The 24,888-nt window shown below is 74.5% G+C and carries 24 protein-coding genes; 6 read left to right on the forward strand and 18 right to left on the reverse strand.

Going from position 1 to position 24,888, the window contains the following annotated elements:
* Window positions 1-21 precede the first annotated feature (21 nt).
* Both VKV23_04645 and VKV23_04650 read right to left on the reverse strand, forming a co-directional pair.
* Window positions 22-576: a sigma-70 family RNA polymerase sigma factor gene (locus tag VKV23_04645; protein ID HLI15325.1), complete on the reverse strand. Its 555-nt coding sequence runs from the start codon at window positions 574-576 to the stop codon at window positions 22-24.
* Between the two features lie 431 nt (window positions 577-1,007).
* The gene (locus VKV23_04650) at window positions 1,008-1,301 is read right to left on the reverse strand and encodes a hypothetical protein (GenBank protein HLI15326.1); all 294 of its coding nucleotides are present in this window, start codon (window positions 1,299-1,301) and stop codon (window positions 1,008-1,010) included.
* Between the two features lie 185 nt (window positions 1,302-1,486).
* On the opposite strand from VKV23_04650, the gene VKV23_04655 reads away from it, so the two are divergent.
* The gene (locus VKV23_04655; GenBank protein ID HLI15327.1) at window positions 1,487-1,981 is read left to right on the forward strand and encodes a carbonic anhydrase; all 495 of its coding nucleotides are present in this window, start codon (window positions 1,487-1,489) and stop codon (window positions 1,979-1,981) included.
* A 37-nt stretch (window positions 1,982-2,018) separates the two neighbouring features.
* On the opposite strand, the gene VKV23_04660 is transcribed toward VKV23_04655, so the two are convergent.
* The 5 genes from VKV23_04660 to VKV23_04680 all read right to left on the reverse strand — a co-directional run bounded on the left by VKV23_04660 (window position 2,019) and on the right by VKV23_04680 (window position 7,218).
* Window positions 2,019-2,342 (reverse strand): hypothetical protein, encoded by a 324-nt coding sequence (locus tag VKV23_04660; GenBank protein HLI15328.1) that lies wholly within the window; start codon window positions 2,340-2,342, stop codon window positions 2,019-2,021.
* A 150-nt stretch (window positions 2,343-2,492) separates the two neighbouring features.
* Entirely contained in the window at window positions 2,493-2,942 is a 450-nt protein-coding gene (locus VKV23_04665) for a hypothetical protein (GenBank protein ID HLI15329.1), read from the reverse strand.
* 103 nt (window positions 2,943-3,045) lie between these two features.
* On the reverse strand, window positions 3,046-3,357 hold the full coding sequence (locus VKV23_04670; GenBank protein HLI15330.1) for an SHOCT domain-containing protein: 312 nt from the start codon (window positions 3,355-3,357) through the stop codon (window positions 3,046-3,048).
* A gap of 140 nt (window positions 3,358-3,497) precedes the next feature.
* Entirely contained in the window at window positions 3,498-4,304 is an 807-nt protein-coding gene (locus VKV23_04675) for a TIGR02206 family membrane protein (protein HLI15331.1), read from the reverse strand.
* 106 nt (window positions 4,305-4,410) lie between these two features.
* A complete protein-coding gene (locus VKV23_04680) occupies window positions 4,411-7,218 on the reverse strand; it encodes an AMP-binding protein (GenBank protein HLI15332.1) in 2,808 nt (935 codons plus the stop codon).
* Window positions 7,219-7,470: 252 nt separating this feature from the next.
* On the opposite strand from VKV23_04680, the gene VKV23_04685 reads away from it, so the two are divergent.
* A complete protein-coding gene (locus VKV23_04685; protein HLI15333.1) occupies window positions 7,471-8,037 on the forward strand; it encodes a YceI family protein in 567 nt (188 codons plus the stop codon).
* A gap of 14 nt (window positions 8,038-8,051) precedes the next feature.
* Here the strand turns inward: VKV23_04685 and VKV23_04690 are convergent, their stop codons facing one another.
* The 3 genes from VKV23_04690 to VKV23_04700 form a co-directional block, all read right to left on the reverse strand.
* Window positions 8,052-8,348: a MoaD/ThiS family protein gene (locus VKV23_04690; GenBank protein ID HLI15334.1), complete on the reverse strand. Its 297-nt coding sequence runs from the start codon at window positions 8,346-8,348 to the stop codon at window positions 8,052-8,054.
* Between the two features lie 16 nt (window positions 8,349-8,364).
* Complete coding sequence (locus VKV23_04695) at window positions 8,365-9,480, reverse strand: hypothetical protein (protein HLI15335.1); 1,116 nt, start codon at window positions 9,478-9,480, stop codon at window positions 8,365-8,367.
* A 122-nt stretch (window positions 9,481-9,602) separates the two neighbouring features.
* Window positions 9,603-10,460, reverse strand: a complete 858-nt coding sequence (locus tag VKV23_04700) for a methyltransferase domain-containing protein (protein HLI15336.1) — start codon at window positions 10,458-10,460, stop codon at window positions 9,603-9,605.
* Between the two features lie 100 nt (window positions 10,461-10,560).
* Between VKV23_04700 and VKV23_04705 the strand changes: the two genes are divergently transcribed.
* The gene (locus VKV23_04705) at window positions 10,561-11,226 is read left to right on the forward strand and encodes an O-methyltransferase (protein ID HLI15337.1); all 666 of its coding nucleotides are present in this window, start codon (window positions 10,561-10,563) and stop codon (window positions 11,224-11,226) included.
* Window positions 11,227-11,279: 53 nt separating this feature from the next.
* Window positions 11,280-11,579 (forward strand): hypothetical protein, encoded by a 300-nt coding sequence (locus VKV23_04710; protein HLI15338.1) that lies wholly within the window; start codon window positions 11,280-11,282, stop codon window positions 11,577-11,579.
* Between the two features lie 270 nt (window positions 11,580-11,849).
* Here the strand turns inward: VKV23_04710 and VKV23_04715 are convergent, their stop codons facing one another.
* The 8 genes from VKV23_04715 to VKV23_04750 form a co-directional block, all read right to left on the reverse strand.
* Complete coding sequence (locus VKV23_04715) at window positions 11,850-12,680, reverse strand: DUF2817 domain-containing protein (GenBank protein HLI15339.1); 831 nt, start codon at window positions 12,678-12,680, stop codon at window positions 11,850-11,852.
* 11 nt (window positions 12,681-12,691) lie between these two features.
* Window positions 12,692-13,534 (reverse strand): DNA-formamidopyrimidine glycosylase family protein, encoded by an 843-nt coding sequence (locus tag VKV23_04720; protein ID HLI15340.1) that lies wholly within the window; start codon window positions 13,532-13,534, stop codon window positions 12,692-12,694.
* A 1-nt stretch (window position 13,535) separates the two neighbouring features.
* On the reverse strand, window positions 13,536-14,570 hold the full coding sequence (locus VKV23_04725; protein ID HLI15341.1) for a radical SAM protein: 1,035 nt from the start codon (window positions 14,568-14,570) through the stop codon (window positions 13,536-13,538).
* A gap of 77 nt (window positions 14,571-14,647) precedes the next feature.
* Complete coding sequence (locus tag VKV23_04730; protein HLI15342.1) at window positions 14,648-15,199, reverse strand: pyridoxamine 5'-phosphate oxidase family protein; 552 nt, start codon at window positions 15,197-15,199, stop codon at window positions 14,648-14,650.
* A 500-nt stretch (window positions 15,200-15,699) separates the two neighbouring features.
* Window positions 15,700-17,871 (reverse strand): glycogen debranching N-terminal domain-containing protein, encoded by a 2,172-nt coding sequence (locus VKV23_04735; GenBank protein HLI15343.1) that lies wholly within the window; start codon window positions 17,869-17,871, stop codon window positions 15,700-15,702.
* 304 nt (window positions 17,872-18,175) lie between these two features.
* Complete coding sequence (locus tag VKV23_04740) at window positions 18,176-18,457, reverse strand: hypothetical protein (GenBank protein ID HLI15344.1); 282 nt, start codon at window positions 18,455-18,457, stop codon at window positions 18,176-18,178.
* 231 nt (window positions 18,458-18,688) lie between these two features.
* Complete coding sequence (gene lepB, locus VKV23_04745) at window positions 18,689-20,056, reverse strand: signal peptidase I (protein ID HLI15345.1); 1,368 nt, start codon at window positions 20,054-20,056, stop codon at window positions 18,689-18,691.
* 135 nt (window positions 20,057-20,191) lie between these two features.
* Entirely contained in the window at window positions 20,192-22,912 is a 2,721-nt protein-coding gene (locus VKV23_04750; protein ID HLI15346.1) for an alkaline phosphatase family protein, read from the reverse strand.
* A gap of 687 nt (window positions 22,913-23,599) precedes the next feature.
* Here VKV23_04750 and VKV23_04755 point away from each other — a divergent pair.
* Window positions 23,600-23,884 (forward strand): transposase, encoded by a 285-nt coding sequence (locus tag VKV23_04755; protein ID HLI15347.1) that lies wholly within the window; start codon window positions 23,600-23,602, stop codon window positions 23,882-23,884.
* A 116-nt stretch (window positions 23,885-24,000) separates the two neighbouring features.
* Window positions 24,001-24,873: an LLM class F420-dependent oxidoreductase gene (locus VKV23_04760; GenBank protein ID HLI15348.1), complete on the forward strand. Its 873-nt coding sequence runs from the start codon at window positions 24,001-24,003 to the stop codon at window positions 24,871-24,873.
* The last annotated feature ends 15 nt before the right edge of the window (window positions 24,874-24,888 follow it).

Raw genomic sequence — 24,888 nt, forward strand, 5'->3', positions numbered from 1 at the left:
CGGAGACATCGTCCGACGCGCTCACGGCGTTACCGCGTCCCGGCCGAGGCGCGCCGCGAGCCTGCGCAGGGCGCGGTGCTGGAGCACGCGCACCGAGACGGTGCTGCGCCCGAGCACCCGGGCGACCTCCTCGGCGCGCAGGCCGGCGACGACGCGAAGGAGCAGCACCTCCGCCTGCTCGGGCGGCAGCGCCTGCACGAGCGCCTCGATCGCCGCCTGCGCGCTCGCAGCGCCGAGGACCTCCTCCTCGGCGCCGCTCGCCGCGGGGTCGGCGGGCGCCTGCGCGAGCGGCACGGTGCGCGGCCGGCGCAGGTGCGCGCGCTGGTGGTCGACGAGGCGACGCCGAGCGATCGTGAACAGGAGCGCGCGGAACTCACCGAACGACCCCTCGAACGTCGGCAGCAGTCGTGCCGCTGCGAGCCACGTCTCCGACGCGAGGTCCTCGGCCGCCGTGGGCGCCCGCTGGCGCAGGTAGCGGAGGAGCTGGGGGTGCAGCGCCCGGAAGAGCTGCGCGACGGCACGGTCCTCGCCCCGCTGGGCCCCTGCGAGCGCCTCCTCGAGCTCGGGCGAGCTCATCGTCGGTGGCGGCGCGCGCCACGAGGCGCGCGCCCTCCCGACGCGGCCTGCCGGCGCAGGGCGCGCTCGGTCCGAGCGCGCCCGGGGCCCGGCACGCCACCGGGCGCTGGCGAGGTCGCGACCACGTGGCGTGCGACGAGAGCACGAGCCGCGCGGCGCGGCCCGCCTCGCGCTCGAGACCCGGGGCGATCGCTCGCGAGGCGCGCCACCTCACGAGGTGGCGCGGCAGCGGCGCCGGCGCTCGGGCGCCCCGGTGCCGCCTCGCAGGAGCGCTCGGGCGCGAACGGGACGCGTGCTCGCGGCTCGCGGCCCGTCGGGGCGCTCTCGCTCACGGGCGGCCTGCGCACCGGCGCAGCGGTCGCCGGCTCGTCCACCTGGTGCGGCGCGACCGCGGCGAGGGCGGGCGGTCGTCGCTCGATCGGTGCGTCGGCCTACGGCGTGCCCTGGGGCCTGCCGCACAGGTTCGCGTTGGCGCTCCCGGTGGCGGGACCGCTCGCGCCGCGCCCGTTCGGGCCGGACGGCGCCCCGCCGAGGTTCGAGATCCCGACGCCGAAGTTGTACTCCCGGCCGAAGGCTCCGAAGGACCCGTGGCCGGCGCAGGTCGTGTGGCCGAGCGCGACGGTCGACCCCGGCACCGGCTGGGAGCCGTCAGCGGCGAGCGCCGGCGTGCCGGTGGCCACGAGCAGCGCGCCGCAGAGCACGGCGGCGACGAGGTAGCGCTTCATGAGTAGTCCTCTCCCAGGCACGTTGCGGATGGCCAGTCTTCCAGCCGCTCTGCCGGCCGGCAAGGACTCGCTGCGCCGGCGCCGCCCCTGCACGGGCACGAGCAGCGAGGTCGTGTCGGTCGCGCTTGACCGGCTCGGCCGCCTCGGGCTAGCCAGGACTGCCCGCGAGGCCGACGGGAGATGAGATGACCTTCACCGATCAACTGCTCGAACGGGCGAGGCGCCGAGCGTACGAGGCGGGGGGGCCGTCGAGCGCGCCGCCGAAGGTGGCCGTGCTCGCCTGCATGGATGCCCGCATCGACGTCTACCGGCTGCTCGGCCTGTCGCTCGGCGACGCCCACGTCCTGCGCAACGCCGGCGGGGTCGTCACCGACGACGCCATCCGCTCCCTCGTGCTCTCGCAGCGCCTGTTCGGCACGAGGGAGATCGTCCTCGTCCACCACACGGACTGCGGAATGACGACCTTTCACGACGATGCGCTGCGAGACGAGATCGCCCGCGAGGTGGGCTTCCGCCCGCCCTTCGCCCTCGAGGCGTTCGCGGATCCCCGCGAGGACGTGCGCCAGTCGATCGCTCGCCTGCGCGCGTGCCCCTTCCTCCCCCACCGAGCACACGTCCGTGGCTTCGTGCTCGACGTGCACTCCGGCGCGCTCGAGGAGGTCGTCGCGCCGGGCGCGTGACCCTGGCGCGTCGACCCTCCCCGGTGGAGCGAGCGCCCTACGCGCTGTGCGGCTGCTGGTCGCGCCGGCCGGCGCCGGTGCGCGGGTGCGCCGGCGGGAGCGGCACGACCGGAGCGCCGACGAAGGACTCGTAGCGCTTGACCCGCTCGTTCACGTGCTCGGCGACGCTGCGCTCGAAGTCCGCCGCGTGGCGGGCGGCCTCCCGCAGCTGGTCCTCGGAGGTGAGGATCCGCACGAGCGAGGGGGGCTCTCGTGGTGGTGTGGCGGCTGCCCTCGGCCGCCCTCGCCGCCAGCTACCGGCGACCCCGGCGATCGAGACGACGACCGCCGCCGGAACGACGAAGAGCGCGAGCTCTCGCATCACCGACCCCCTTGCTGCAACCTCCTGTTGTCCTCGCGAACCCCCCGTGCGCGCTTCGCCTTCCCAGTATGACAGCCGGCACCAGGGTCCAAGGTCACGCCCGCGCGCGCCGACCCGTCGGCGGCCGCCGGTCCGACGGGCCGCGAGGGCCTAGGTGGACCCGGCCGGCCCGTTGAGGCGCTCTCCCGAGAGCCCGGCGTGGACGAGCATCTGCAGCGCCTCGGGCTCGAGGATGGACGCCCCGGGGCTCAAGAGCCGAAGCTCGAGCGGCACGAGCACGTCGCGCTGCACCCGCAGGAGCGTCGCCGGGTCGCCCCTCGTGAGCTGCAGGAGCTCGCCGGCAAGCTGACGGGTCACCGACGCCCACGGCCCCGCGAGGGGCGACTCGCGCCGCCAGGCAGAGAAGCGGGACCTCGCCAGGCGCCGCAGGCGGCGCGCGTCGCCGTGGGCGAGGGGGTGGATCGAGATCCACGGGGACGTCGACGGCTCGCGCCGCCGGTCGGCGCGCGGGACGTCGCCGTCGAGGAAGAGCTCGCACTGCGCGACGAGCCGGTGCGGCGCGACGCGGCGTAGGAGCCACCTGCTCCACCAGCCAGACATGGCACCTCCTTCCTCTCGACGAGCCGATCTTGGCCGGGGGTTCCCGGTCCGAGAAGGGACGAAGGTCACCGAAGCCCCGCGGCCGACGCCCTCGTCGGCGAGCTCAGCGCCACCGCGGCGACGAGCCGGTCCCGGAAGGGTTCCGACCGCGATCCCCGTCGGCCAGACCCGCCTCGTGGAGCTGGGCGAGGCGGTCGCGGAACTCGGCCTCGTCGATCTCGCCAGCGGCGAAGCGGCGGGCGAGGATCTGCGCGGGGTCGTCGTCGCGGCGGGTCGCGGGCGGTTCCCGGTGGGAGCGGTAGGACCCGACGAGGGCGAGGACGACCCAGACGAGCACGCCCCAGAACGCCACGGTGAGGAGGAATCCGAACAGGAAGCCCCACCAGTGCACCCCCGAACTCCAGTACCACATCATCGCGCCGATCCTCCTCGCCGGGCGCCGTCCGGTGCCCTCCTCGTCCAGTTCGGGCCGGCGACGGCGCTGGGTGGTAGTGGCGGAGGTCCCGAAGGCGACGCCCGACCGAGCGCGTCGGTGCGGGGCCCCGTGTCCGCCCCTCAGCGGCCTGGAGAGGGGCGCGCCGGGCGCGGGACGCCCGATCCGTCGGGCGGCAGGGCGTCCCGGTCGATCCGCGGACGGCGCGGCAGGTCGTGCCAGTCGCGCCCGCGACCGCCGGCGCGCCGTCTGCCCCAGAACGGTGCGTCGAGCGCCATGAAGCACACGATCGCCACGCCCGCAGCGCCGAGGATGTACCAGGGCCAGGGGCCGAGGACCCGCAGGAGGGTCCAGTTGGACGGCGGGCGGCGCAGGAACATGTAGTTCGCGCCGAGCAGGAAGTCCATGAGGCCGACGAACGCGGTGTAGCCCGCAGAGATGGCGGTCACGCGCACGACCGCTGCGCGCCGGGGGACGACCCTGAGCCCGAGGACGAGATCGAGCGCGGCGACGACGATCCCGAGGTGGCCCGCCACGTACTGGAAGAAGACGAGGTGGGGGAAGCCGACGCTGAGGTCGGGCGTGATGATCGCCTGCAGGGCGCCGGTGAGCCCCCAGAAGTAGGCGAGCTCGACGAGCAGCGGGTGCGGGACGAAGCACGCCGTCGCGCTGACGAGGACGGCGACGTTGCACAGGGCGAGGGGGAGCGAGGTCCTCGGCGAGAAGGAGCCGCGCGCGACGAGGGCCGCGACGTAGCTCAGGGCGTCGGCGGCGAGGACGGCCCCGACGAGGCGGGAGGAGAGGGACGCGCGTCCGGGTGGCGAGCGGCGTGCGGCGACGACGAGCGCCGCGCCGGCCAGCGCGGCGAAACCGACGGCGGCGCCGTAGGCACCGGGGCTGACGATCGCGACGAGCAGCGCTTCGGTCACCGGCGGCGCGCCTCGCCCGAGCGCGCCACCTGCACGCGAACGGTGGGGTCGGCGAAGACCGGGCGGGTCACGGCGCCGGTTCGGCAGCGCGGGGCGGGCATCGCTCCTACGACGAGGCCTCGAGGAGCGCCTCGCCGCTGAGCTCGGCGATCGCCTGTCGCGCCTCGTCGCGGCACGCGACCTCGGCGGCGAACGTCGGCGCAGGAGCGGGCAGGGTGCGTCCGACGCGGATCGTGACGTCGGCGCGTCGGGGTAGGAGCCGTCCCGGGCGCAGGATGGCGCGGGTACCGACGATGCCGACGGGCACGAGCGGGCAGCCGGCGCTCGCGGCGACGGCGAAGGCGCCGAGGTGGAAGGGGCGGATGCCCGGCGCCGGGTCGAGGCGACCCTCGGGGAAGACGACGAGGCTCGCGCCGGCGCGCGCGTGCGCCGCGACGCGCGCGAGGTCCGGCTCCGTCCGTTCGGGGGAGCCGCGGTGGACGAAGACGCAGCCGATCCGCCGGAGGAAGCCGCCGACGAGACGGGCGCGCTCGAGCTCGGTGCTCGCCACGAAGGTGAGCGGCCTGCTCGACGCGGCGAGCAGGGCGGCGCCGTCGACGAAGCTCGCGTGGTTGGCGACGACGACGACCGGGCTCTCGCGCGGCAGCTCGCCCTCGGTCTCGATGCGGATGCCCGACGCCCGGCACAGCGCGCGCGTCGCGGCTCGGGCGAGGGCCCAGCGGCGCGCCGAGGGGAGCGGCAGGCGGACGAGGAGGTAGGTGGCCGCGGCGAGGGCGAGCGCGACCGACCAGGCGAAGGCGCCGAAGGCGACCTGCGCGCCGGCGCGGCCGAGACGTCCGAGCGCGGGCCGGAGGCTCGAGGCCGCGAACCGGAGGAGCTGCACGGCGGCAGGTTCCGGGGCACGGCCGAGGGCGCCTGCCTCGTAGGCGTCGCGCGTCGCCGAGCGCCTGATCTTGCCGCTCGCCGTTCGCGGGATCGAACCCGGCCGGACGAAGACGACGTCGTCGACCGGCTGGCCCACGAGCGACGCGGCGAGCGAGGCGACCTCGGCGCGCAGCGACGCCGGGTCCTCGAGGACCTCGGCCTCGGCGACGACGACGACCCGCTCGGTGCCCTGGCGCGGGTCGGGGACGCCGAGGACGGCGACGTGCCCCTGGCCGAGCGCCTCGAGCTCGCCGAGGCGCTGCTCGAGCTCTTCGGGATCGATGTTCCTGCCCCCGCGCACGACGGTGTCCTTCGAGCGCCCGGTCAGGAAGAGCTGGCCGCCGGCGAGGTAGCCGAGGTCGCCGGTCACGAGCCAACCGTCGTGCCAGAGCTTCGAGGTCGCGGCCTCGTTGCGGAGGTAGCCCGAGGTCGCGGAGGGACCGCGGCACTCGACCTCGCCGAGTCGGCGCTCGGGCAGCACGGCGCCGGCGGGGTCGACGACACGGATCTCGTAGCCCGGGAGCGGAACGCCGCTGCCCACGACGGCCCGCGCGTCGGGATCCTCGGGCCGGGTCGGCACGGCGCGGCCCGAGCGGGCGAGCGCCGAGCGCGCGACGACGTCGACGACTGGTCCGCGGCCGATCGGCGTGAAGGTGGCGCCGACGCCGACCTCGGCGAGGCCGTAGGCAGGGCACATGGCCTCGCGCCGGAAGCCCCAGCGAGCGAAGCGGCTCGTGAAGCGCTCGATCGTGGGCGCATGAACGGTCTCCGAGCCGTTGAAGGCGATCCGCCAGGAGGAGAGGTCGACCCCGTCCATCTCCTCGTCGGCGACCCGGCGAGCGCACAGCTCGTAGGCGAAGTTCGGTGCCGCCGACAAGGTTCCCCGGTACTGGGAGATGGCCACGAGCCAGCTCGCGGGGCGGGCGAGCAAGCGGAGCGGCGAGAGGACCACGAGGGGCATCCCGATGACGAGGCTGGCGTGCCACGCGCCGATGAGGCCCATGTCGTGGTAGAGGGGGAGCCAGGAGACGAAGACGTCCGCCGCGCTGGCCGCCGCGGCGTCGCCCATCGCCGCGATGTTGGCGAGCAGCTGGGCGTGGGTGAGGACGACGCCCTTCGGCTCGCCGGTGCTGCCCGACGTGTACTGGACGAGCGCGACGTCGTGCGGGCCAGGCTTGGGCAGGGCCGCCGGCGCGCCGCCGGCGAGGTCCTCCGGGCTGCGCAGCGCCCGCAGCGAGGGTACCTGGAGCGCGAGGAGGCGGGCCGCGAGGAGGGCCTCGCGCACGGTCACGAGCATCGACGCGCCGGCGTCGCTCAGGAGCCGCGCCTGGCGACGGAGGTGCTCCTCGAGCTGAGCCGGCCGCGCCGGCGGGTAGAGGGGCACCGGCACGGCGCCCGCGAGGAGGACCCCGAGGAAGGTGACGAAGTACTCGCCACCGGTCGGGAGCATGAGCGCGACGCGCGCGCCAGGCTCGATCCCGTCGTGCAGCAGGGCGCAGGCGACCCCTCCCGCCGCGGCGCGCAGCTCGGCGTAGGTGAGCTCGACGGCTGGTCCTGCTCGATCGCCGTCGAGGATGCGCAGGCACGGGCGTCCCGGGTGCGCGCCGACGTGCCAGTCGAGCGCCTCGACGAGCGTGCGCGCCGAGCGAGGCCAGCCCTCGCCGTGCGGCGGCTCGGGTCCGGCGGCGCGCTCGTCCGCGGGAGCGAGCTGCGGCGCCGCACGCGTGCCGCGCGCCTCGAGGACCGCCTGCAGCCAGTCCCGGGGCGTCGCCGCGCTCGCGAGGACCTGCTCGGGCAGGCGCACGTCGAAGGCCTGCTCCAGGCGGCCAGCGAGCTCGACGAGGGCGAGGCTGTCCAGCGCGGCCTCGACGAGCAGGTCGCTGTCGAGCGAGAGCGGTCGGTGCGCGCCGCCGTGGAGCTGCGCGACGAGCGCGTCGACCTCGGCGAGCACGAGCGCCGCCGCGTCGCTCCGCTCATCGCGCACGGTCACCGGCGGACCTGCCGGCGGGCACGGCCGCCGGCCCGGCGACGGCTGGGATCCATCGCCGATGATCATGCACCCCGCCCTCGGGAGGCGGAAGGGCGGGCGAACCCACCCGCCTCGCCGCCTCGTCGAGCGCGTCTGGCACGGCGCGTCGCCACGGTGGACGCCCGTCGCGCGCCGGGCGGCGCCGTCGGGGAATAGCTCGCCGTGGGGCGCGGTTGGGGTCTTCTGCTACGTCATCGACCACGGGAGGTCCTCGTGAGCGCCGTCGGGCAGTCGGTCATCCCAGCAAGTCTCACGGGCGAGTACGCCCTCGATCCGGCGCACACGCGCCTCGGCTTCGTCGCTCGCCACGCCATGGTCACGAAGGTGCGCGGCTCGTTCAACGAGTTCGAGGGCCGCGGCTACCTCGACGCGTCCGATCCCTCTCGCTCACGCGCCGAGGTGACGATCAAGGTGGCGAGCATCGACACGCGAAACGCCGATCGCGACGCCCACCTGCGCAGCAACGACTTCTTCGACATGGAGCGCTACCCCGAGATCCGCTTCGTCAGCACCTCGGTCGAACAGGTCGGCGATGCGACCTTCCGGGTGAGCGGCGACCTCACGATCAAGGGGGTGACGCGTCCGATCTCGATCGACTTCGAGTTCACGGGATCGGCCGTCGACCCCTTCGGGAACCAGCGCGTCGGTTTCGAGGGCTCGACGACCATCAACCGCAAGGACTGGGGCGTCAACTGGAACGCGGCCCTCGAGGCGGGCGGCGTCCTCGTGAGCGAGCAGGTCACGCTCGAGTTCGAGATCTCCGCGATCAAGCAGGCCTGACCGCCACGCGCCGCTCAGCCGCCGGCGAGGGCCCCGACGACCAGGAAGGGTTCGGCGCCGCTGCCGACCGCCGCGGGCAGCGGCGCGTCCGGCGGCTCGTGCGAGAGGTCCTCGCCGCACGCGAAGAAGCGGACGAAGGGTCGCCGGCGCTGCGTCGCCTGGTCGCGGATGGTGCCCCGCAGGGATGGGTAGCGTGCCTCGAGCGCGTCGAGGAGGCGCCGCTGTGTCGCCACGCCGGCGAGGTCGAGCCGCACCTCGCCGGCGATGCCCGCGAGCGTCCGCAGGTGCGGTGGGAGAACGACGCGGACCACGGCAGGCCTGCGGCGGTCACGACAGGGTCTGCGCTGCGACGGCGAGGACCGGCGGGAGGTCGCGCACGACGGCCTGCCAGCTCTCCCCGCCGTCGGCCGACGCGTAGACCTGGCCGCCGGTGGTGCCGAAGTAGACGCCGCACGGGTCGAGCGAGTCGACGGCCATCGCGTCGCGCAGGACGTTCACGTAGCAGTTCGCCTGGGGCAGACCCTCGGTGAGTGCCTCCCAGTCGTCGCCGCCGGTCCTCGTGCGGTAGACGCGCAGGCGGCTGCCCGGCGGGTAGTGCTCGGCGTCGCTCGTGATGGGCACGACGAAGACGGTGTCCGGCTCGTGGGCGTGGACGGCGATCGTGAAGCCGAAGTCGCTCGGCAGGTTGCCGCTCACCTCGCGCCAGGAGCGGCCACCGTCGTCGCTGCGCAGCACGTCCCAGTGCTTCTGCATGAAGAGCACGTCGGGCCGGTCCGGGTGGGCGGCGACGCGGTGGACGCAGTGGCCCACCTCCGCCGTGGGGTCGGGGAGCATCTCGGAGCGCAGGCCGCGGTTCGCCGGCTGCCAGGTCGCGCCCGCGTCGCCGGTCACGAACACCCCGGCGGCGGAGATAGCGACGAGGATCCGGCTGCGATCGGTCGGGTGGAGCAGGACGGTGTGCAGGCACATGCCGCCGGCCCCCGGCTGCCAGCTCGGCGCGCTCGCGTGCATGCGCAGGCGCGAGAGCTCCTGCCAGCTCTCGCCGCCGTCGCTCGACCGGAAGAGGGCGGCGTCCTCGACGCCGGCGAAGACCACGTCGGGGTCCTCGGGCGAGGGCTCGAGGTGCCAGACGCGCGCGAACGTCCAGGGCCGTGGCGTCCCGTCATACCACTGGTGGGTCCCGACCGGCTGCTCGTAGGCGAAGGCGTTGCTGACGGGTGCCCAGCTTCGCCCGCCGTCCGACGAGCGCTGGACGACCTGGCCGAACCAGCCGCTCGACTGGGAGGCGTAGAGGCGGTCGGGGTCGGCCTGGGAGCCGGCGAGGTGGTAGACCTCCCACCCGCCGAACAGTGGGCCGTGGAGGTCCCAGCGACGGCGCCGGCCGTCGGCGGCGAGGATGAACGCGCCCTTGCGCGTGCCAACGAGCAGACGAACGCGCGCCATCGGCCCCGACCTCCTCCGCCCGGCACGTCGCGGGCTGGCTCCACGCTAGGGCGTGGCGGGTCCCGCCGCCGGGCGCGCCCGCCCCACCCCTCGCCTTGGGGGCGCAGCGCAGGGCCCGCCGCTCACGGACTGGCGCGCCGGCCCCTCACGAGGAAGAAGGCGAGGGGGAGCGCTCGGCCAGCCGGCCGCAGCTCGAAGGCTGCGAGGTGGCGCTCCACGATCGCCGTGGCCTCCCCGAGGCGCTCCTCGGGTATCCCCATGAAGCGGAGCTGGTCGTCGTCGACGAGGTCGTCCGGGTCGAGCTCGACGACGAGCTCCTGGGGGCGAACCTCGACGTCGCGGAAGCCGGCCCGGCCCAAGAGCGAGACGACGCGGGTCGCGTCGGCGAGGGCGAAGGGGCCGGTCGGCGACTTGCCGGGGGCGGGAGGCGGGGGAGGCGGCAGGAGGGGCTCGAGGGCGGCCGGGAGGTACCACGGGTTGGCGTGCACCGGCTGCCAGCAGACGAAGGCGAGCCGCCCGTCCGCCCGGAGGTGGCGCGCCACGTTCGCGAAGGCGGTCTGCGGCTCGTCGAAGAACATCACCCCGAACTGGCTCAGCGCGGCGTCGAACGGGCCGCCCGCGAGGGCTTCGCGCTGGACGTCCGCGACGGCGAAGGTGACGTTCGCCGCACCGGCCTCGCGGGCCCGCTGCGCCGCGATGGTCGTGAGCGGGGCCGAGATGTCGGCCGCGACGACTCGGCCCCCCGGCGTGACCTCGCGCCAGATGTCGAGCGTGGCGGCCCCCGCACCCGAACCGATCTCGAGGACGCGCTCGCCGGGGCGAAGCTCGGCTGCATCGAGGAGGAAGGGCGTGACGGCGCGCGTCAGCCGCTCCCGCCTCGGCCATACGCGCGTCCAGCGCTCGTCGTTCCAGCGGCGTCGCTCGAAGGCGTTCGCCTCGACGTCGGCGCTCGCCTCGAGGCCTGCGGGGTCGGGGTCCACGGGATGGACGATAGGCGTCTGGGCCGTCCGCGCCGGCGCGCCTAAGGTGGCTCGACGTCGTGGCGACGCGTGGCGCGAGGCGGCAGGGGACGGAGCGAGCATGGACGAGCTGTGGAGCGAGGTCGACCGGTTCATCGAGGACCGCCTCGTCGGGACGGACGTCGTGCTGCACGGGGCGCTCGAGGCGAGCGCCCAGGCCGGCCTGCCGGCGATCAACGTCGCTCCGAACCAGGGCAAGCTGCTCATGCTCCTCGCCCAGATCCAGGGCGCGCGGCGGATCCTCGAGATCGGGACCCTCGGCGGCTACAGCACGATCTGGCTGGCCCGGGCGCTGCCGGCGGACGGGCGGCTCGTGACGCTCGAGGTGGACCCCCGCCACGCCGAGGTCGCCTCGGCGAACCTCGCGGCCGCTGGCCTCGACCGGCTCGTCGAGGTGCGCCTCGGGCCTGCTCTCGAGCAGCTCCCGCTGCTCGCGAGCGAGCCGCCCTTCGACTTCGTCTTCATCGACGCCGACAAGGGGGGCTACCCGGAGTACCTGCGATGGTCGCTGCGGCTCACGCGTCCGGGAGGCCTCCTCGTCTTCGACAACGTCGTGCGCGCCGGGAGGGTCGTCGACCCGCCAGCGGACGACACGGACTCGCAGGCCATCCGCCGCCTCTACGACGACCTGGCGGCCAGCGCGCACCTGAGCGCCACGGCGATCCAGACCGTCGGGGTCAAGGGCCACGACGGGCTCGCCTTCGTCCGCGTCGGCGCCGAGGGCTGAGCGCAGGCGCGGCTGGCGCCGGTGCGCCGGCCGTTAGGGTGCGCAACGGAGGCGTGAGCGTGCGAGGCTTCGTTGCGACCGCGCTGGTCGTGCTCGCCGCGATCGGCGCCGGCGTGGGCGCGGAGGCGGCGGCGGGCCCGTCCGGGCCGCAGGTCGTGCAGCTGTACGCGCCGCACGTCGACCTCGAGCCGCTGAACGGCGGCGCCGAGGCGCTCATCGAGGCGGGCGGGAGAGCGCCAGGGACCGGGACCGTCCTCGTCGTGCACGGGGAGGGCTACGTCGTGCGCTACAGGGTCACGTCGTCGTCGCAGCTCGGCTCGTACTTCCGCGCCTACGGCGCGCTCGTCCGCTGAGCGACCGGGGCGCCCGGGTCGATAGGCACGTCGCTCGCAGGCACGCGGCGTCGTCGCGCCCGCCCACGACGCGAGCGCGCCGCGCACGTCGAGCGCGCGGGGACCGGGCGCTGCAGCGCAACCGCAGGCGGCGCCTGTGGCGCCGCGCCTCGCCAGGGCTGCGCCGAGGTCGCGCCGGCGCGACCGGTCACCGTCGTCCTCTCGTCCTCGCCGGTCGTGGCAGGAGGAGGGGCCTGCACCCTCGCCGGGGGGCCTTCGATCGCGACGGCGTCAGGCGAGTCGGAGCCGGGCCGGTGCCCGGGCGACCGGTGTCGTGGGTGGCGCGCCGGCCGCGAGGGTGCGCAGCGCCGCGACGTAGCGTCGGCGCGAGGCGGGCGAGAGCTGCCCCGGCGGGAGCTCGACGACGAAGGCGGAGTTGGCGACGAGGTGGTCCTCCCAGCCGATGGCGCTGCCGGGGTAGTCGGGGAGCGGCGTGAGGGGGAGCCCGACGCGCGCCGCGAAGAGGCGCTCGAGGCGCCGCGGACCCTCCGAGTCGTCGACGAGGCCGAGCGGCTGGTGGAACCACACCGCGACGCCGGGTCGAACCGCCTCGATGAGGCTCGCCATCGCCCGCGACTCCGGCTCGGACAACGGTCGCGCCCCCGCGTACTCCGCGCTCCCTCGCGGCCCGAGGGGGCGCCAGGCGTCGGGGAAGTTCCGGTTCAGGTCGACGCCGCGAGCGTTCGCTCGCGTCCGGGCGGCCACGCCGTCGGGGTTCATGGTGGGCACGATCCACAGCGCGACGCCGCGGACCGGTCCGCTCGCGGCGAGCGCGTCCGCCACGGGGATGCCGGCCGTCTCGTTCCCGTGGGTGCAGCCGACGACGAGCATGCGCCGCGGCGCGCGCTCGCTGCCGACCAGGATGGCGACGATGGGCCGCCGTTCCAGGGAGTAGCCGATCACGAAGCGGCGTTCGGCCGGGGGCGCAGCGCGGCGCTGGCCGGCCGTCGCGGCGTGCGTGCCGCTCGCGAGGGGGAGGAGACCGACCAGGACGGCGCCGAGGACCGGCCTGGCGCGGCGCGTCGGCCCGGTGGTCGTACCGAGCCTGGGTGCCAGGCGCACGGGGTGATCCTTCACCGGAGGAGCCGGGAGAGACGGCGGTCCGCCAGCTCCGGGCCACCCGTCTGGCACGGCGGGCAGCAGACGAGGCCGTGGTGCTCGGAGGCGACGCGCCGAGGCGGCTCGGCGCAGCGGGGCCGGGGCTGTCCCGTCCGATCGTGGACGACGAAGCGGTCGTCCGGCGCGACGCCCACCGCCCCGGCCGGGCGTGCGCGCGCCCGAGCGAGCGCCTCCTCGAGGGTCGCGTCGAGGGCCTGCACGAGCGCGAGGCGATCGACACGCCCGAGCGAGCGCAGCGGGGCGACGGGCGAGCGCGCGGCCCGGTGGAGGATGTCGTCGGCGTACCCACGCCCGAGGCCGGCGACGGGTCGCTGGTCGCGAGGGAGCGAGTGACGCGGTCGAGCAGTCGTCTCGGCGAGGACGCGCCGGGTACCCTCGGGCGAGCCCGGCTCGGGGTCGAGGTGGGAGAGCGGGCCGGCGTCACCGGGTCCGAGCACCCAGCACCCGGCCCCCCGCTCGCGGCCACGCTCACGAACGAGCTTGGCCGCGTCGGACCCGGCGCCGAGGCGCACGAGCGCGCCCCTCGGGCGGGTGGCGCGTGCCGGGAGCTCGAGGTCGAGCCGGCCACGCTGGCCGAGGTGGAGCACCACTCGGTACGCGCAGCCGACGTCGAGCACGAGGTACTCGTCGCCCCGGCGGCCGACCGTCCCGAGCGCGTGCCCGCGGACGTCGGCCGGCGGTGGCGAGGCGGTCGTGAGCGTCGAGCAGGCGAGGACGTCGAAGCGCTGGAGCACGCGATGGCCGAGCGCCGGTGCGAGCCGCTCGACGAGGGCCCGGAGGTCGGGGGGCTCGGGCACGTCAGCTGCGGGCGCCCGGCCCGTGCGCGCCCGCGCATGGCCCGGTGCGCTCGTCCCCGCCCGCGCGCTGCACCGGTGCGCGTCGGCGCGCCGCGGGCGAGGGCAGTCTCGCCGCGACGAGGGCGGAGAGCCGCCGCTGCTCGCTGGCGGGCTGGTAGGCGCCGCGGGCGAAGCGCTCCTCGTAGAGCGCGACGAGGTCGGGGCGCTCGCGGCGGAGGAAGGCGAGGAAGTGCTCGCGAACGCCGGCGCGCAGGTGCAGCGGGACCACCGTGACCGAGGCCGCACCGGCCGCCGCGCACGCTTCTGCGAGCTCGCGTACCTGCGCGTCGGCGTCGGAGAGGCCCGGCAGGATCGGGGCGATGAGGACGCCGCAGGGCACGCCGGCGTCGTTCAGGCGCCGCACTGCTGCGAGGCGCTTGTCCGGCGGAGGCGTCCCGGGCTCGGTGAGGCGCCACACGGAGCGGTCCAAGGTCCCCACCGACAGGTGCAGCCGCACCTCGGTGCGCTTGGCGGCCTCGACGAGCAGGTCGAGGTCGCGCAGCACGAGGGTCGACTTCGTCACGATGCTGAAGGGGTTCCGGTGCTGCGACAGGACCTCGATGATCCCGCGCGTCAGGTGGTACCGGCCCTCCGCACGCTGGTAGGGGTCGGTGTTCGTCCCCATCGCGATGTGGTCGCCCTGCCAGCGGCGGGAGCGGAGCTCGGATCGCAGGCACTCCACGGCGTTGACCTTGACGACGATCCGGCGGTCGAAGTCCTCGGCGATGCCGAGACCGAGGTAGGCGTGGGAGGGGCGGGCGAAGCAGTACGCGCAGGCGTGGCTGCAGCCGCGGTAGGCGTTGACGGTGAAGCGGAACCCCAACCGGCTCGCCTGGGGCACCTCGTTGATGATCGTGCGCGCGTTGACGTGGAGGAACTCGAGGCCCGCGAACGCACCCGTGCCGACGTGTCGGTCCACGAGGCCATCGACGTCGAACAGCCTCGGGTTGTCGTCCGCCCCGGCGAGCGCCCAGCGCAGCTTCGTCGAGGCGGTCACACGGGCAGTCTAATCGAACACCTGTTCTGCAAGCGTTCAGTCCGCGCAGGGCGGGATTCGACGGTGCGATCCCGCCGCTAGGAGAGGCCGGGCAGGCCGTCGATGCTGCGAGCGTTGTGGTCCTGCCAGTAGCGCTCGATCCCGGCGGGACCCTTGCGCGCGGCCCACTCGTCCAGCGTCGGCCGGTGCTGCTCGAAGGTCATGAGCGGCACGCCGAAGCCGCACGAGTCGGAGATCCGCTCGACCGAGACGACGATCACGCAGCGCGTGCCCGGGGACGGGTCCGCCGCGAAGGACGAGAGGAGCTCCTCGAGGCGCGAGTCGCCGGCGCCGGTGACCGATCCGGTCCCGTGGAGCCTGACGACGCGGGGCGGTCCCGAGAAGGCGCAGAACATGAGGACGATTCGCCCGTTCTCGCGCAGGTGGGCGACGGTCTCGATGCCGCTTCCGGTGCGGTCGAGGTAGGCGACGAGGCGCGGCCCGAGCACGGCGAACTCGCCCCGGTTTCCCTTCGGCGAGCAGTTGACCCGTCCCGTCGGCGAGAGCGGCGCGGTCGCGACGAAGAAGACCGGCTGCGCCTCGAGGAAGCGGGCGAGGGCGTCGTCGATGCCCTCGCGGACGCGCCCCACGGCACGAGGCTACCCGGTGCTCTGGCGTCCCTGGAGGAACGGCGCCCGCCGGTCCTGCGGGCCGCGCGGGCCGGGGCCCGGAGCCGCGCGGCACCGCGTGGACGGTTCGAGGCCGTGGCGCGCGCCGACCAGCCTGTGCTCGGCGAAGCGCCGGCGGGCGGCGGCGCTCGCCGAGGACCCGCATCGTCCTCGCCCGGGCGGCGCCGCGGTCCCAGGTGCCGTGCCGGGGCAGTCGCGCTTCCCCGGAAAGGGGGCCTCACCAGGCCGGGCGGCCCGTGGCCCAGGCTCGGCGAGGCCGCAGCTGCCGAGATCCCCGGCGCCCTCGCGGCGCGGCGTGGCTGACGGCGAGCAGCGCGACGCGCACGCTCGCGCCGCCAGGCGCCGGTGCCGACTCGCGGCGCGCGAACCCGCGCGAGCGGTGGTCGGCGCCGGCGCGTGGACGCCGGCGCCGCGGGCGGCAAGTCCGGTGGCGAGGCGCGCCGCGCTCTCGGGCGCCGCGCTCAGCGCGCGTGCCGGCGGGAACCGGCACCCGGACCTGGCAGGTCGAGGGGGCGCGGCTCGAGGACGAGGCGCAGGTCCTTCGGCAGGCCGTCGACGTGCACGTCCGTCCCGTCGACGTCGATCGTCAGGCGGTGGCCGGCGAGCGGCACGTTCTCGAGGTGGAGCGGACCGAATCCGTCGCCGAGCGACGGCGCGAGCCAGACCGTCCGATCCGGGACGCAGGCATCGAGGCGCAGCAGGACGGACCGCACGAGCAGGAACGGTGCGGCCGACGCCCAGGCCTGGGGTGAGCAGGAGGTCGGGTAGCGGACAGGGAGCGGGTACTCCTCGCGGTCGAACCCGCACATGAGCTCGGGGAGCCTCCCGCCAACGGTCTCGGCGGCGTCGAGGAGGGCACGCGTGACCGCGTGCGCCTCCTCGAGGAAGCCGTAGCGAGCGAGGCCTGCGGCGCAGATCGCCGTGTCGTGCGGCCAGACCGAGCCGTTGTGGTAGCTCACGGGGTTGTAGGCGGTCATCGACGCGCCGAGCGTTCGGATCCCCCAGCCGCTGAACAGGCCGGGGCTCACGAGGTGCTCCGCCACGCGTCGGGCCTTCGCCTCGTCGACGACCTCGGTCCACAGCAGGTGGCCCATGTTCGAGGTGATCGAGTCGATGGGCCGCTTGTCGGCGTCGAGGCCGAGCGCGAAGTACTCCCCGTCCGCGATCCAGAAGGCGTCGTTGAAGGAGGCCCGCAGCGCGCTGGCGCGCGCCTCGTAGCGCTCGGCGGTCGCCTCGTCGCCCGTCCCGCGCGCGAGCAGGGCACGCGCCCGGAAGGCCGCGTACACGTACCCCTGCACCTCGGCCAGCGCGATGGGAGGCTCCGCGAGGCGGCCGTTCGCGAAGTTGACGCCGTCGAAGGAGTCCTTCCAGCCCTGGTTGCGGAGGCCCCGGGCCGTCGCCCGCTGGTACTCGACGAACCCGTCCTTGTCGCGGTCCCCGTAGTCGTCGATCCACGCGAGGGCGCGATCGACGTGGGGGAGGAGCTCCTCGACGACGTCGGGGCTGGCGCCCCAGCGGTAGAGCTCGCCGACGAGGACGACGAAGAGGGGCGTGGCGTCGATGGAGCCGTAGTACGGCGTTCCGAGGGGCAGCTCCGGGCCGACCTGGAGGCCCCGGCGCACCTCGTGGAGGATGCGGCCCGGCTCCTCCTCGGAGAGGGGGTCGACGCGCCGTCCCTGGAAGCGCGCGAGCGTCTGCAGCGTGCCGACCGCGAGCGTCGGATCGACCGCGAGCGTCATGAGCGAGGCGATGAGCGAGTCACGCCCGAAGAGCGTCATGAACCACGGGGCGCCGGCCGCGATGACGGGTCGAGCCGGGTTGGCGGGGTCGAAGATCCGGAGCGCGCCGAGGTCCTCGATGCTCTGCGCGAGGGCGACGTTGAGGCCCGGGCGGCCCGAGATCGCCTTCGGGGTCCGCTGCTGCCAGGCCCGCAGCCGGGTGACGGGGGTCGAGTGCTCGACCGGCTGGCCCTTGTGGTAGCGGAGGTTGATGCGCTCCCCGTCAGCCGCGAGCTCGAGCTCGAAGGAGCCGCTCCACTCGTCGCGCGGCTGCACGACGACCTCGAGGAGGATGAGGTTCGCCGAGATCTTCGCCTCGGGCGGGCAGTGGACCTCGAGACGGCGCGTCGACTCCCGGTCGGAGTAGTCGAAGATCAGGCTGGATCCGTGCGCGGCGATGGTGCGCTGGCCGCGGACGCGCACCCGCCCCTCCTTGACCTCGAAGAGGTGGGCGAAGTCGGCGTCCACCTCGAGGCTGAGCGAGCAGGCGGCGGCCTCGCTGCCGAGGTTGCGGATGACGAGGTCCTCGCGCATGCCGTTGCCGACGTAGCGGTCGCGTCGGACGAGGATCGTGCTGTCGGCCTGACCGGCGGCCGGCCGGCCGCGACCGAGGAAGCTCGCGGCGAAGGGCTCCTTCGGGATGACGACGAGGTGCTCGACGGGGGCGTCGGCGACCGTGAGGCGCCAGGACGAGACGAAGCGGGTGTCGTGGCAGAACAGCCCCTGGGCCCCTCCGGGCTCGATGTCGCCGCCCGGTGTGGAGATGGCGAAGGTCGCCCCCTCGAGCAGGGTGACCGACTCGCTCGCCAGGCCGCTGACGATCGGGGCGGCGCCGTAGGTCCACGCGCTGGTCATGGCCGCTCCGTCGCTGCGCGCCGTCGAGCGCCGAGGAACGGGCGCGGCCGCGCGCGCCCGAGCGATGCCGCAGCGGCGCCGGCCGCGTCGTTCGGTCTGGGTGCTCGCATGGGACCGCCAACCTGTCTAGCCGCTCGGCACGCGCCCGACGGCGCGAAGCCGCCGGGAAGGCTCCGGCAGGGAAGGGCGCGACGGTCGGGCGCCGGGCGCCGTGCGCCCGTTCTGCGCCGACGCGCGCCCGAGCGCCGGCCGCCCGGGCACGTCGTCGCTCGCTCGATCACGCTGCTCCTCGCACGCAGGCCGGCTAGGCGAGGGCCTGCGCGGCGAACTCCTGCTCGATCTCCTCGAAGGGCGAGGGGTGCTCGTCGAGGACGACGACGATGTAGCTCGTCGAGCCCTCGGCGAGGTCGAGCCGCAGGCGGACGTCGGTGACGATGGCGGCACGGCTCCCGCCGGTGATCTCCACGACGCTGCCGATCGGGGGCCACAGCGGATCGTGGATCTCCGCGAGGCGCTGGCCGTCGCGGTCGACGAGGATGGTGTGGGCGTGGGGCGAGCTCGGCACTGCTCCGTGCTCCTCTTGCATCGGCACCTCCTGGAGCGGCCGAGCCGCAGGCCGCGGCTGCGGACGACGACGCGACGCCGGGGTCCGGCGCCTGCTCGACGACGGCTCGCCTCGCGCGCGATCTTGGCTCACGAGGAACGCCGCGACAACCGGAGCCGTGGTCGCCACCGCCCCGGACCGCGCGCGCCGCGCACCGCTCGGGCCTGTCGCACGCGCACCTGGGCGGCGGCGCCGGACCGGCGAGGGGCGACGCTAGGGACGGGCCAGCCACGGGTGGCCGTGGCGCCAGACGACGAGGACCACCCGGCCGACGATGCTCGTCCTCGGAACGGTCCCGAAGCTCCGGCTGTCGAAGGAGTCACCGCGGCAGTCGCCGAGCACGAAGTAGTGGCCGGGAGCGACGCGCTGGGGGACGATGCGGTAGGCGGAGACGGCGCAGGCGCCCGTGAGTCGCGGCAGCCAGCGCTCGGCGAGCGGCCGGCCGTCGATGAGGATGCGCTTGGCGCGCGACGCGATGCGTTCGCCGGGGAGGCCGACGATGCGCTTCACGACGAGGGTCCCCGCCGGCAGCGAGGCATCGGCGCGCACCCGCCGGAAGACCACGATGTCGCCGCGGTGCAGCACGCCAGGGAGCCTGTCCACGAGGACGCGGTCGCCGACTTGCAGTGTCGGGCTCATCGAGACCGACGGGATCGTGACCACCTCGAAGGTGGTCGCCTGGAGGAGGAAGGCAGCCGTCGCGCCGAGGGCGACGAACGTCGCGCCGACCGCGACCCGCCGGCGTGCCGGTGTCGTCCTGCCGTCGGCGCCTCGCGGCGCAGGGGAGGGTGCTCGCGGCGCCGGCCTCGTGCGCGCCGGCGGGACGAGCCCGGCGATGGTGACCTGCGGTTCGTGGCCGTCCGCCGGGTGCGCAGGCGCCGTCGCTCGATCGACGCGCGCGTCGGCTCGGAGGCCGGGAGCCGTCCCCGTGGCGCTCGGCAGCGCTCTGCGTCCGGCGAGCGCCTCGTGCCAGCAGCGGCGCTCGGCTCGCAGGAGCGGCACGGCCGAGACGAGGTCCTCGTCGCGTGCGACCTCGACCCAGGCGGCCCAGGCCGCGAGGCGCTCGAGGACCCCAGCCGCGCTACCGGGGGGCAGGACCGGCTCGAGCGCGGTGAGCCGGCGCCTGGTCGGCGCGAGCCGCGCTGGAGCGAAGTGGCCGCGCCATCGCCTGGCCGCCGCCGCGCCAGCTGCGCTCGCGACGGCGCCAGCGAGATCGGCGAGCGCGCGCCCGAGGTCACAGGCCTCGGCGAGGCGGGGGTCGAGGCCCCAGAACGCGTCCTCGAGGCCGTCGTGGACGGAGGCGAGCGCGCACGAGAGCCGGTCGGGATCGCCGAGGCGCGCCGCATCGAAGAGCGCGACGAGGTCACGGCGGGCATCGAGGCCATGGCGCTCCAGGCGGAAGGCGAGCGGGCGCGCGAGGAGCGCGACCACGGCGTACACCGCCGGGGACGGTGGTCCGGCATCGCTCCGCCGGGCCAAGGTCGCGAGCTGCCCGAGCTGCCAGCCGACGTCGACGGCCACAGCGGGGGTGACCGCCGCGGCACCCGGTCGGGCGAGGGCCTCGATCTCAGCTGCCGCCACGGGCCGTCCCGGCCGAGCTGGCGGCCCGCGGCGGGCGACGAGCGCTGCAGCCTCGTGACCTCGCGCCGCGGCGGGCGGGGTGCTCCGGGGCCGCCTCTCGGCGGCCCCGGAGCTTGTGCTCGTGGTGTCGCCCGCCTAGTGCTGCCACACCCGCACGTAGTCGACGAGCATCGAGGCGCCGGTGACGGTCGGTCCCTGCCCCGCGCCCATGTTGAGGACAAGGTACTGCGGGCTCGAGGTGATCGAGGTCGTCGCCGACGTGAGCGTGCGCACGACCTTGCCGTCCCAGTAGACGGTGATCGAGCCCGGCTCCCAGTCGACGCCGTAGGTGTGCCATCCCGCCGACCACGTACCCGGAATCGTGTTGGAGTTAAAGGCCCCGGAGGAGTTGTGGTAGTTCGACGTCAGCGTGCCGAGGCCCTCGGCGATGTCGATCTCGCCGTCGGCCGGCCAGTTCTGCCCGTCCGTCCAGAACGCCGGCCAGTTGTCGATGGTGGACCCGCTGCCGGGGAACCAGATGCGTGCCTCGGCGTACCCGTAGGTGAACTGGAACCCTGGGGATGCACCGCCGTTCGGGTTCGTGCTGACGAGCGCCCCGCTGGAGGGGCTGGCCAGCTTGAGGGAGAGGACCCCGTTGGCCACCGAGACGTTCGAGCTGTAGGTCCCGACGTTGTTCATGGACCCGCCGTTGCCGAACCAGTCCGGGGCCCACTTCGAGGTGTCGAGCGAGCTGCCGTTGAACTCGTCGTCGAAGACGAGCCTCCAGGTTCCCCCCGGCCCGTCCGGCATCGGCGTTTCCGACGAGCTGGCGCTGGCGGCCCCTGCCGCCGCCGTGGTCGGGCTCGTCGGGGCGCTCGGCGGGGAGGACGAGCCGCCGGCGGGGGTGGAGGTCGTGGCCGGCTGCGTGGAGAGGCTGGACGCGGCGCCGGCGCGGTCGACCGCGTCGAGCGCGAGCGTCCCGAGCTGGCCGCCGCCGTTCTCGACCTCGAGGCCGACGTAGCGCAGGCCGCCGCTGAGGGCGGGCACGGTCCAGGTCACGGTGGTCCACTGCCCCGGATCGAGGTGCACGACGCCCGTGAAGTGGGCCTTCCACGTGCCGTCCATGGCGTACGGGTCGACCTCGAGGTCGAGGGCGCTCGGCTCGTAGATGTGGTAGGTGAGCTCGGTCCCGGCCGTCACGCCGGTGAGGTTGCCGGGCGAGGAGATTCCGGGGTTGCCGGCACCGAGCAGGTGGATGGCGAGGGAGTGCATCCCGGAGAACGCGACGGCCGTGGTGTTCGCCACCGTGGCCGGCCCCCAGTCGGCGAACCAACCCTGGGTCGTCCCGTCCTCGAAGTCGAACATCGGCGCGCTCGACGTGGTGGGGCTGTCGGCCGGGGGAGCGGTGGTCTGCGAGGTCGAGCCGAGGGAGGGCGGCGGGCTCGTCTGGGCGTCGTGGGCGGCGAGCTGGGAGGCGCTCGAGGTCGCGCCTGCAGGCACCGGATCCGAGGCGCTCACGGCGTCGAGCGCGAGCGTCCCGCGCTCGCCTCCGCCGTTCTCGACCTCGAGGCCGATGTAGCGCAGGCCGCCGCTGAGGGCGGGCACCGTCCAGGTCACCGTCGACCAGCCGCCTGGCGTGAGCGTCGCGGCCGGCGCGAAGTGGGCGCTCCACGCCTCGTCCATCGCGTAGGGCGTGACGGCGAGGTCGAGGCCAGGCGGCTCGTACACGTGGTAGGTCACGGCTGTGCCGACGCCGATCCCGGGGGGCTGTGGCGGTGACATGATGCCGGGGTTGCCGGCGCCGGTGAGCGTGATGGCGAGCGAGTGCGAGCCACTGAAGGCCATGTCGGTCGTGTTCGCGACCGTCGCGGGCCCGTAGTCGACGGACCAGCCCTGCGTCGTTCCGTCCTCGAAGTCGTAGAGGACGGTACCGGCCGATGCCGCCGTCGAAGTCGCCGGGTTCGGCGGCGTGCTGCTCGTGGCTGGGCTCGGTGCCGGTGCGCCCGACGAGAACACCGCGAAGGGCGACGCCGAAGCGGAGGCGCCGAGGGGGGCGAGGCCGAAGGCGTCCTCGATCGTCCGCAGCAGCGAGTTGTGGTCGTAGTACTCGCCGTACGTCCCGGGCGTCACGTTCGCGCCGGCGACGATCGCGGCGACGTTGTTGCCGTTCTCGCCGGGCTGGTTGGCGTTGTAGTTCGGGTCGCTGTCGTTCTCGTCCCAGACGACGACCAGCATGCTGTCGTTCTGCCTCGCCCACTGGAGGTAGGGGTCGATGTTGGTCCGCAGCCACGCATCACCCGACGCGATACTACCATTGTGCATGTCATTGGCGAGATCTGGCACGACGAAGCTGATCTGTGGCAGCGCAGCGTAGTTCCCGCTCGGGAAGTCGGTGAACGGGTGGGATAGCCCGGCCGAGTCGCTGAACTGGGCCATCGGGTTGTGGCGGCAGACGTAGCTTCCGGTATCGGTGGCCGGCGAGGTGCCCATTCCCTCGAAGTACCCGGCGATGGAGATCCCCGCGGCGCGGGCTTCGCCGCCGAGCGAGGGTGCGCTCGAGGTCGTGCAGGCGTCGCTGCCGTCGGTGCCCTGCGTCGAGCCGGAGTAGATGTCGAGGTAGTTGGGCTCCGAGGGGTGGGAGACGGCGTGGTAGTTGGTGAGGAGCGCGCTGGAGCTCGCGAGCGAGTTGATGTAGGGAGCGTTGGGGTTCCCGATGATCTCGTTGAAGCCGTAGTTCTCCATGATCACGACGACGAGGTGCGCGGGACGCGGGACCGCGGCGGCCTGCACGTCGCCGACAGCCCCGCTGACCCCGCCTGCGATCGCCATACCGAGCGCAACCGCCGCGATGGGGCGGAGCAGACGCTTTCGCAGCATGCTTCTCCTCTCAGGCGCATCGCGGCCGCCTTCGCGCCCATCGGTGCCGGATCGGTCGAGCGCGCTCGGCGGGACGCGGCAACGCCGTTGGTTTGCGGGATGCTTCGAGCGGGTAAAACTACGGCCCGAAAAACTGCTCATCCAGCATGGTTCCGCGCGGCGCGACGCGAGCATGGCTGGCTTCGCGTCGAGCGAAGGGCTTCTGCAACATGGGCATTAGCGCCGTGCCCGAACGGGCAACTCTCTGCAAGAACGCAGCGTTTCCCGCGGCGGAGACGGTATCGGGCGGGTCAGGAAATGAATGAAAGGGCAGCCGAGGCGTAGGTGTGGTGCCCGATCGAGCAGGCGCGCCGGTGCAAGGCGGCGCGCGCCAGGCGCGCGAGGCGGGCTGGCCACGAGGGCACGGAGGTTGGCGCGTGGTGCGCGTGGACCTGCACGGCGCGCAGCGTGCCCTCTGGTGCGCTGCGCTCCTAATGGGAGCGGAACGGCCTCCGGTGGGAGGCTGGTCTCCGAGCCACCTGGCGGTGAGCACTGCGTGCTCCCGAGCTTCGAGCTCTACTGCTCGAGCGTGCCCCGCCAGGCGGTGAGGAGTTGGACGGCTGGTGGGGTGTCGTGCCTCGAGCACTGATCCATTAGGTCGCCGCATCACTCCTCGGGCTCGTCGATGGTCGAGAGAGAGGAGGAGCGGTGCTCGTTGTCGGAGTGGACTGGGCCGAGGACCACCACGAGTGCTGTGTGCTCGCCGAGGACGGAGCGGTGCTCGCCAAGCGCCGGGTCGCCGACAGCGTGGTCGGGATCTCGGAGCTCGCCCGCGCCTACTACGACAAGCTCCGCAGACGCGGCAAGAGCCATCGCCAAGCGCTCCGCCAGCTCGGCAATCGCCTCGTCGGCATCTTGCACCACTGCCTCGAGCACGGTGAGCTCTACGACGAGAACCGTGCGTGGCCACCCTCGATCGCGGCGGCCGCTTGACGGCTTCGGGCCGTGGGGTGTCTAGCATGGAGGAGCGCAGCGCCCGTGCACCCGGCCAGGACGCGTCACGCGCGGCGGCGCGCCCACGGTCGGCGCGGTCGGACCGGAGGAGGACCATGCAGCTCGGCTTGCACATCTCGGACTTCACCTGGCCCGGCGGGGCGCCCGAGCTTCGGAGCACGTTGCGGCGGGTCGCGGCCGCGGCCGAGGAGGCGGGCTTCGCGAGGATCAGCGTCATGGACCACTTCTGGCAGATCGGCGCGATCGGACCGCCGGAGAACGAGATGCTCGAGGCGTACACGACCCTCGGCTACCTCGCGGCGCACACCGAGCGGGTCGAGCTGCTGACCCTCGTGAGCGGCGTCATCTACCGGGAGCCAGCCCTGCTCGCGAAGGCGGTGAGCACGCTCGACGTCCTCTCGGGCGGCCGCGCCTGGCTCGGCATCGGCGCCGCATGGAACGAGGAGGAGTCGCGCGGCCTCGGCTTCCGCTTCCCGTCGGCTCGCGAGCGGTTCGAGCGGCTCGAGGAGGCGATCCAGATCTGCCTCCAGCTGTGGAGTGACGAGGAGGCCCCGTACGTGGGGCGCCACTACGAGCTCGGGCGCACGCTGCACGCACCGCAGCCCATCTCACGCCCGCACCCGCCGATCCTCATCGGTGGCGGCGGCGAGCGGAGGACCCTGCGCCTGGTGGCGCGCTACGCGCGGGCCTGCAACCTCTTCGCGGGACCGGACGTGAAGCGCAAGCTCGACGTGCTCGCCGAGCACTGCGAGCGGGAGGGTCGGCCCTTCGAGGACGTCGAGAAGACCGTCGCGTACACCTTCGACGTCGGCGCCTCGGGCGAGCGCGTCGACCGGATCGTGGACGAGCTCGGCGAGCTCGCCGGCCTCGGCTTCAGCGTCGCGATGGGCCGGGTGGTCAACGCGTCGGCGATCTGGCCGATCGAGCTCATCGGCGAGCGGGTCGTCCCCGCCGTCGCCGGCCTCTGAGCGCCGCGGCGCCGA

The sequence above is a fragment of the Acidimicrobiales bacterium genome (assembly GCA_035294085.1).
In the GTDB taxonomy this organism is placed as follows: Bacteria; Actinomycetota; Acidimicrobiia; order Acidimicrobiales; family Bog-793; genus DATGLP01.